We start from the raw sequence: 6,655 nt of genomic DNA, 5'->3' as shown, positions 1-6,655 counted from the left end.
CCGACGCTGCGACCCGCTGTTCTGGTCCATCCGCCGGCGCCGTCACCAAGCCCGAGCCAAGACCAGCCACTACGCCCGACAAGCCCTCATCGAACCGTGATCACGATCCCCGGCTGGAGTACTAGCTGCCTGATCCACCTGCAAATCCGCAGCTCCCAGCCTGAAACAGAGTTTTTGGCACCGTACAGGGCCGTCAGGGTTGCTGGGCGGTGACTGGTTCGATGTGGTGCCGGCGTGCCAGTACGACGATGGCCAGGACCGCCATGGTGACGATGGCCAGGAGTGAGAGGAGGTGGGGCTTGCCCGGGATTACCTGGGCTGAGATGAGGGAGAAGTCCCACATTCCGTGGATGATGGCCGGCACGGTGATGCCGCCGGAGCGGCGTCGGATGAGGTAGAGGAAGTAGCCGGCGACCATGGTGGTCAGTACCTGGGCGAAGGCTACGGCACCTACGGTGAGCAGGTTGGTGGCGTGGGCGAGGGCGAAGATGACCGTGGACCACAGGGCGACCTTTCCTTCGGTGAACCCGGTGGAGCGGAACACGGTCACCCCGAGCCCACGGAATATCAGTTCCTCGCTGGCGCCGATCAGCAGTGCGGAGAGCAGGAGTGTCAGGGCGAAGGTGGCGCCCTTGGTGGCGAGGGCGCCGTAGTCGGTCACGATGAGAGCGCAGGTCGCCATGCCGATGGGCACGACCACGACCCAGCGCTGGACCGGATGGTTATCCCGCAGGACCGGCGGCCACCAGCGAAGCCAGGAGATGGCCGCGATCACCAGCACGACGGAGACCGCCTCCGGAACCGTGATGCTGCGCCACATCTCGTTCAGCGTTCTGGGCGCGGCGTACCTCGTTTCCAGGCCACTGGTCAGGGTCAGTGCCAGCCCGTGGAGCACGACCAGGTAGGCGACGACCATGCCGACGAACGCGACCACGGATAGGCGTCGGCTGTCCGCCGGCAGGAGGTGCCGCGAGTTCGACGGCGGCGTCATGCCACCCTCTGTTCCTTCACCCGAGTCAGGTCCACGCCTCGCCGCCGTATCACGGCGCCGGCTACCCCGCTTCGGCCGAATCATTCCGGCCTGTACCGTGCCAAAACTCGGTTTAAGGCTGTGTGCTGGAGATTTGCCTGGCGGATCAAGCGGCTCGACGATATTCGTTGATGACGCCGCCCAGGACGCGGCGTCGCCGGGTTGGCTTGTCGATCGCGACGATCGCGTCGGGGTCGTAGTCGGGTGGATGCTGCTCCAGGCTCTGGTGTGGCCGGTGCCGGACGAAGTGGTCCTCGTAGTCGCGCAGCACGGTGCGGGCGTGCTGTTCGTTTGTAGATAAGGACCCGGTCGGTGCACTCGGCCCGGACGCTGCGCACGAAGCGTTCCGCGTACGCGTTCGTCCGAGGCGTGCGTGGTGGTGTCTTCCCTTCACCATCGAACGGCCCGCCGAACTCAGAGCCGAGGTGCGCGCCCTGGCCGCCCGCCTACTCACCCACGCAGACGCAGGCGAGTAGACCGCCACAGCGGCCCGTCGACGTTGGTACTCCGGCAAGCATGAAACATCCGCTCTTGCCGCCGACCGTGCGCGTGGTGTCTCAGCACGCCGGTCACGCTGAGTAAACGTCAGCCTCGATGCTGTTCCTTAAAGACGTGCCGAGGCGAAGCGCCAAGGCACCGGGCGACGCCACGTCGCGCGCCGGGGTCGGGGGAGCACGTGGGGAGCAGCCGTGTGCACTGAACGGCGTTGAACTGCATCCAACAGCACGCAACGGCGCTCAACTGCACCTGCCCCCACCTGCGGCTTCTCATTACCGCAGGTCAGAGCCGGTGCAGCGTCCTGCTTCACACGGAGTGCTCAGCCATTTTGAGCAGCAGTCGACGACGCTCTATGTCGCCTGGTAGGGAGTATGCGCTGGTCAGGGCGGTAAGGGGCCGCTCGATGGCTTGGCCTTGCAGGTGGGCGCAGATTGGGTGCAGCTCGGCGAAGTGGTCACTTCGTCCGAAGTGCTCAACGAAGCCGGACAAGGGGAAGCGCTCTGACCTGCGGTGATGTGGTCGAGCGAGTTGGCGTGACCTCCCAGAGAACACCGAAGTGGTCAGGCTTCGCTGCTCCGCTTGGCCGGTGCCGCCCTGTCGTGTGGAGCTGGCTCGCGCCGGCCAAGTGCCCCGAATCGCATTGATGTATGGCTCTGGGTTCTGCCGTGTTGGCGTCGGTATCGGTCCCGCAAGTGACTGGGATCCCAGTGGCAACGTCCTGACCAGCGACTCCTGCTCGGTGAGCTCTTCGTGCGTGCCCGAAGGCGTCTACCTTCTCGGGTTATCGCTGGTCAGCCAGCGATGTCCTAAACGGCTCCCCTCTGTGTCAAGAGGCCGCGGCGAGGAGTCAGTGACTAGCTGAGGGAGGACTGGTGCGGGCGGCCGTGGACGTCCATGGACCGACGCGGACGGCTGCCGCAGCTACAAGTACGTGGCAACCGCCCCAACCTGGCACATGTCGGCGTCGGCCTCGGCGGCGAACGCCGGAACCGCGCCGCCGAACACCTGCTCGGACCAACACCACCGACCGGCGACGACCGCTTCGCCGCGACCCACAATCTCCTGCACATTCCTGTAAGCTCGCGCGGCCGACCACACCCGTGGGTCCCGTTTGCACCATTCCTGGTTGCACCTGCCCGCGGCCCTATACCCTCTGACGGCATGCGCCTCGCATGCCTCACCTCCGCTCAAGCGTCGAGCGCGGTCGGAGCGTGCATCGGCTTGCTGCCGCAGGCCGTGGTCCTCGTGTTCGCTGGCTGGGGGCCGACTGGCAATGACAACGTCGGCGAGTGGTACTTCACCCTTGCGTTCATGGGTGCCTGTCCAGCGCTCGTCAGCGTCTCGGTGGCCGTGGTGCTCGTGCGAACCAGACTGCGGGCTGTTGGCGTGGGGATGCTCGGCGCTGTCGGAACCGCGAGTCTTCTTTGGGCTGTTGGTGTGGCGGCTTATGGGCTCGGCGTTGTGCCGCCCGGCATGCTCGATGCTCCCCGCGTGCATTGAAGGCTTCTTGGACCGCCGCGCCTAGGCCGTGTTTCATAGCGAGGGCTGGCGGTTGGCCCTGGTCAGGGTCGTGGGCGTGTCGGTGATCGATACGCAGTGAGGTCTCCGGTAGATGGTTCAGCGACCAAGCAGAACCTGAAACCGGAGACCTCGTGGCCACCATACCGGTGACGAGGCGGCACGACCTGACCGACGCTCAGTGGGCGGCGCTGGAACCGCTGCTGCCCAGGGGCAAGAAGCCAGGACGACCGCCGAAGTGGAGCAAGCGGCAGCTCATCGACGGCATCCGGTGGCGGGTGCGGGTGGGCTCACCCTGGCGGGACGTACCAGATTGCTACGGGCCCTGGCAGACGGTCTACGGGTTGTTCCGCCGCTGGCAGCGTGCGGGAGTCTGGCAGCGGATCGTCACCGGACTGCAGACCCGCGCCGACGCTGCTGGCCTGATCACCTGGGACGTCAGCGTCGACTCCACCATCGCTCGGGCGCATCAGCATGCCGCCGGCGCCCGCACCCAACCCGAGCGGCAGAAGGAACCACCCGGCGGGGGTCGAAGACGAGCCGGCTGATCACGCCCTGGGTCGATCGCGCGGTGGCTGGACCACCAAGCTGCACCTGGCCTGCGAGCAGGGCCGCAAACCCTTGGCGATGCTGGTGACCGGCGGGCAGCGCGGCGACAGCCCGCAGTTCACCCGGGTCCTGGCCCGCATCCGAGTCCCCAGGCCCGACGGCGGCCGACCCCGCACCCGACCCGACCGTGTCCTGGCGGACAAGGCATACAGCTCCCGCGCCAACCGAGGCGAGCTACGCCGGCGCGGCATCCCGGCCACCATCCCCATCAAGATCGACCAAGCCGCCAGCCGGCGTAGGAAGGGCGCCAAGGGCGGCCGACCACCGACCTTCGACCCCACCACCTACCGCCAGCGTCACGCCGTCGAGTGCGGCATCAACCAGCTCAAACGCCACCGAGCCGTGGCCACCCGGTACGACAAGCTCGCCGTGCGCTACCAGGCCACCCTCCACGTCGTCGCGATACAACGAATGGCTCTGACCCGAACTATGAAACCCGGCCTAGTCGGTACCGAGTCAGCGTGGCGGACAGTTGATGCGCCACACCTTCTGCTACGCCGTAAGGACCGTTCGTAGGTCGTGGACGGCGTCGAAGGCTGGGTTAACGTTCCCGGCGGCGTCCTGCCATAGGTCGTGCCATTCGGAGTCCTCGGCCATGATCCGGTCGAGGGCTCGTACTGCCAGCGCCGCCGAGTCGCTGGGTAGATCGAGCCGGCCACCGTCGCGCAGGAAGTCCGGTGCGTACGGTGAGGTGATCGGCTGGCCGCCGGGCTGCTGCGCGGCCACGATCGCGGCGGCGGCGATCGCCTCACAGGCGATGTCGGCGTCGAGGTACGCCCTCCKCGCGCGGCCCGACTCAGCGCCTCGCGGACCAGCCACGGGCGCTTGGCCGCGTCGGCGTCGTCGAGGTCACCACACCAGTCAGCGGCGGTGTCGTTGTCGAACGGGCCGCTGTCCCATGTCCCCACCGTGCCCCCAAGTCGATTGCGCGGCATCCTCGCACCGGCCACCGACATAACTCGACCGGATACCAGGGCGGCTATCGTGCCCGGATGGCGATTGACGGGGCAGGCAGCGGCGGCCGGCGACGGCAGCGGGCGAGCTCGACGCGTCTGCGCGCGTTTCAGTCGGGCGGCTATCCGCTGGCACGGGTCATTCAAGCGACGTGCGCCCGCTGCGGCGCGCCTCGAAGGGGGATGCCCGGCGGTAGGCACGGGTGCTTCTATGGACGGCATGACCATGACCGACGGTCGGCCAACTGCGAAGCAGGTTGCTGGGATGGGCGTCTGGTCCCTGATCTTCGGCTTCGGTGACCTCCTGATTCAGCATTGGACCGATGGCCATCATCCGTTTCAAGGGAAGCTCACTTCGTGGGGGCTCGGCGAGGTCTTCTCGATGATGGGTGTAGCGCTTCTCTGCTGGGCCGTGCGGCTGCGTCAACAGCAAGGCTGACAGCAATTGACCGGCACGAGGACGACCACGGCCGGCGTCGCACGGACGGTTTGCCGAGGCGGCAATGCGCCTGGCACGCAGGCAGACGAAGCGTCCAGAACTCACCAGCGAGGGGCGGGAAATTGCCCTAGGCGGTGTCTTCAAAGGATCTTGGTGTCGGATGATGTAGCGCGTGGGTCGTCGCTACGAGTTGTCTGACGTCGAGTGGGATGCGCTGTCGAGGTATCTGCCCTCGGCGGTGACGGGTGGTCGGCCGCGTGTCGATGATCGGCGGGTGCTCAACGGGATCGTGTGGAAGATCCGGGCCGGGGCGGCGTGGCGGGACGTGCCGGCCCGGTACGGTTCCTGGCAGTCGATCTATACCCGTTTCCGCAGGTGGGCCCTGGACGGCACGTTCGCCCGGATGCTCGCCGGGGTGCAGGCCGACGCGGACGCGGCCGGGGACATCGACTGGCTGGTGTCGGTGGACTCCACGATCGTGCGGGCACATCAACATGCCGCTGGCGCTAAAGGGGGCGCCGAGAAACGGACGAACCACAAGATCACGCCCTCGGTCGATCTCGAGGTGGACTGACCACCAAGATCCACCTTGCCTGCGACGGCGCCGGCCGCACTCTCGCCTTCGTTCTCTCCGGCGGCAACGTCAACGACTGCAGCCGCTTCACCCACGTCATGGCGGCGATCCGTGTCGGGCGGCCGGGACCTGGCCGGCCTCGGGTCCGCCCGGATCACGTCATCGCCGACAAGGGCTACAGCTCCAGGGCCATCCGTGCTGACCTGCGTCGACGCGGCATCGGGCACACGATTCCCGAACGCGCTGACCAGCAGGCCAACCGCCGCCGACGGGGCAGTCGCGGCGGCCGGCCACCGGTGTTCGACAGGCAGCTCTACAAGCGCCGCAACGTCGTCGAACGCTGCTTCAACCGACTCAAGCAGTGCCGCAGCGTCGCCACCCGATACGACAAGACCGCCACCTCGTACCAGGCCACGGTCACCATCGCCGCGCTACTGCAATGGTTGTGACCCTTTGAAGACAGGCCCTAGCTTGATCTTTAACCTGTGCGGCGTGGACGGGGATTGACGGACTTCGTCTTCTTTGCGGCTGTTGTGTTGGCGGTCGTGGTGGTCGCGGTGTGGACGTCGTAGCGCGGGGTGGGGTGGGTGTTGCGGCGTCCGGGTGGCCGCCCTGGTCCTGGCCGGGAGGGTTTGGGTGCACCGGCCGGGCAGGCGGCCTTCGCGCGCAGGTGCCGAAACCCTCGGCGGACGCGGGCGGGTGAGAGACGCTGCGGTGGTGCGGGTTTCTCCCAGGGGCGACGCAGGTAGGTCGGTGGCGAGGGCGCGGGCGAGACGGAGCTGGGTGTAGGCGGCGAGGATCATCCAGGTCCAGCGGTCGGCTGCTTGTGGGGTGCGGATCTTGGGGCAGGTCCAGCCGAGGGTCTGTTTGAACAGGCGGAACGTGTGTTCGATGTCGAAGCGGCGCAGGAACGTCTGCCAGAGCCGGTCGACGTCGTCGCTGGTGGCGTCGGTGCCGGACCACCACAGCCACACCGGCTTCGGGGTCGCGCCGCTGGGCAGGTGCCCAACCTCAAAACGAATGACTGTTCCCTC

4 protein-coding genes and 4 pseudogenes are annotated in these 6,655 nt (G+C 67.2%); 4 read left to right on the top strand and 4 right to left on the bottom strand.

Annotation, left to right across the window (positions count from 1 at the left end; translation table 11 throughout):
- Positions 1–193: 193 nt before the first annotated feature.
- Positions 194–991, bottom strand: coding sequence for a CPBP family intramembrane glutamic endopeptidase (locus JNW89_RS23240; RefSeq protein ID WP_238450491.1), 798 nt, complete (start codon positions 989–991; stop codon positions 194–196).
- 145 nt (positions 992–1,136) lie between these two features.
- The gene (locus tag JNW89_RS23235) at positions 1,137–1,301 is read right to left on the bottom strand and encodes a transposase (RefSeq protein WP_238450490.1); all 165 of its coding nucleotides are present in this window, start codon (positions 1,299–1,301) and stop codon (positions 1,137–1,139) included.
- Between the two features lie 1,388 nt (positions 1,302–2,689).
- On the opposite strand from JNW89_RS23235, the gene JNW89_RS23230 reads away from it, so the two are divergent.
- Both JNW89_RS23230 and JNW89_RS23225 read left to right on the top strand, forming a co-directional pair.
- Positions 2,690–3,028 carry a hypothetical protein gene (locus JNW89_RS23230; RefSeq protein WP_238450489.1) on the top strand — a complete coding sequence of 113 codons (339 nt, stop codon included), beginning with the start codon at positions 2,690–2,692 and terminating at the stop codon, positions 3,026–3,028.
- 167 nt (positions 3,029–3,195) lie between these two features.
- Positions 3,196–4,057 (top strand): annotated as a pseudogene (locus JNW89_RS23225) (IS5 family transposase); the annotation flags it as partial.
- Between the two features lie 90 nt (positions 4,058–4,147).
- Here the strand turns inward: JNW89_RS23225 and JNW89_RS38980 are convergent.
- Positions 4,148–4,563 (bottom strand): annotated as a pseudogene (locus JNW89_RS38980) (DUF4259 domain-containing protein).
- Between the two features lie 256 nt (positions 4,564–4,819).
- On the opposite strand from JNW89_RS38980, the gene JNW89_RS23215 reads away from it, so the two are divergent.
- Both JNW89_RS23215 and JNW89_RS23210 read left to right on the top strand, forming a co-directional pair.
- A complete protein-coding gene (locus JNW89_RS23215; RefSeq protein WP_238450488.1) occupies positions 4,820–5,047 on the top strand; it encodes a hypothetical protein in 228 nt (75 codons plus the stop codon).
- A 172-nt stretch (positions 5,048–5,219) separates the two neighbouring features.
- Positions 5,220–6,070: pseudogene (locus JNW89_RS23210) on the top strand (IS5 family transposase).
- Between the two features lie 29 nt (positions 6,071–6,099).
- On the opposite strand, the pseudogene JNW89_RS23205 reads toward JNW89_RS23210, so the two are convergent.
- A pseudogene (locus tag JNW89_RS23205) lies at positions 6,100–6,655 on the bottom strand (transposase); the annotation flags it as partial.

The organism is Micromonospora sp. 4G55 (assembly GCF_016803375.1).
Note: the sequence above shows the minus strand (reverse complement) of the source record. Positions and strands in the feature narration are given on the sequence as shown.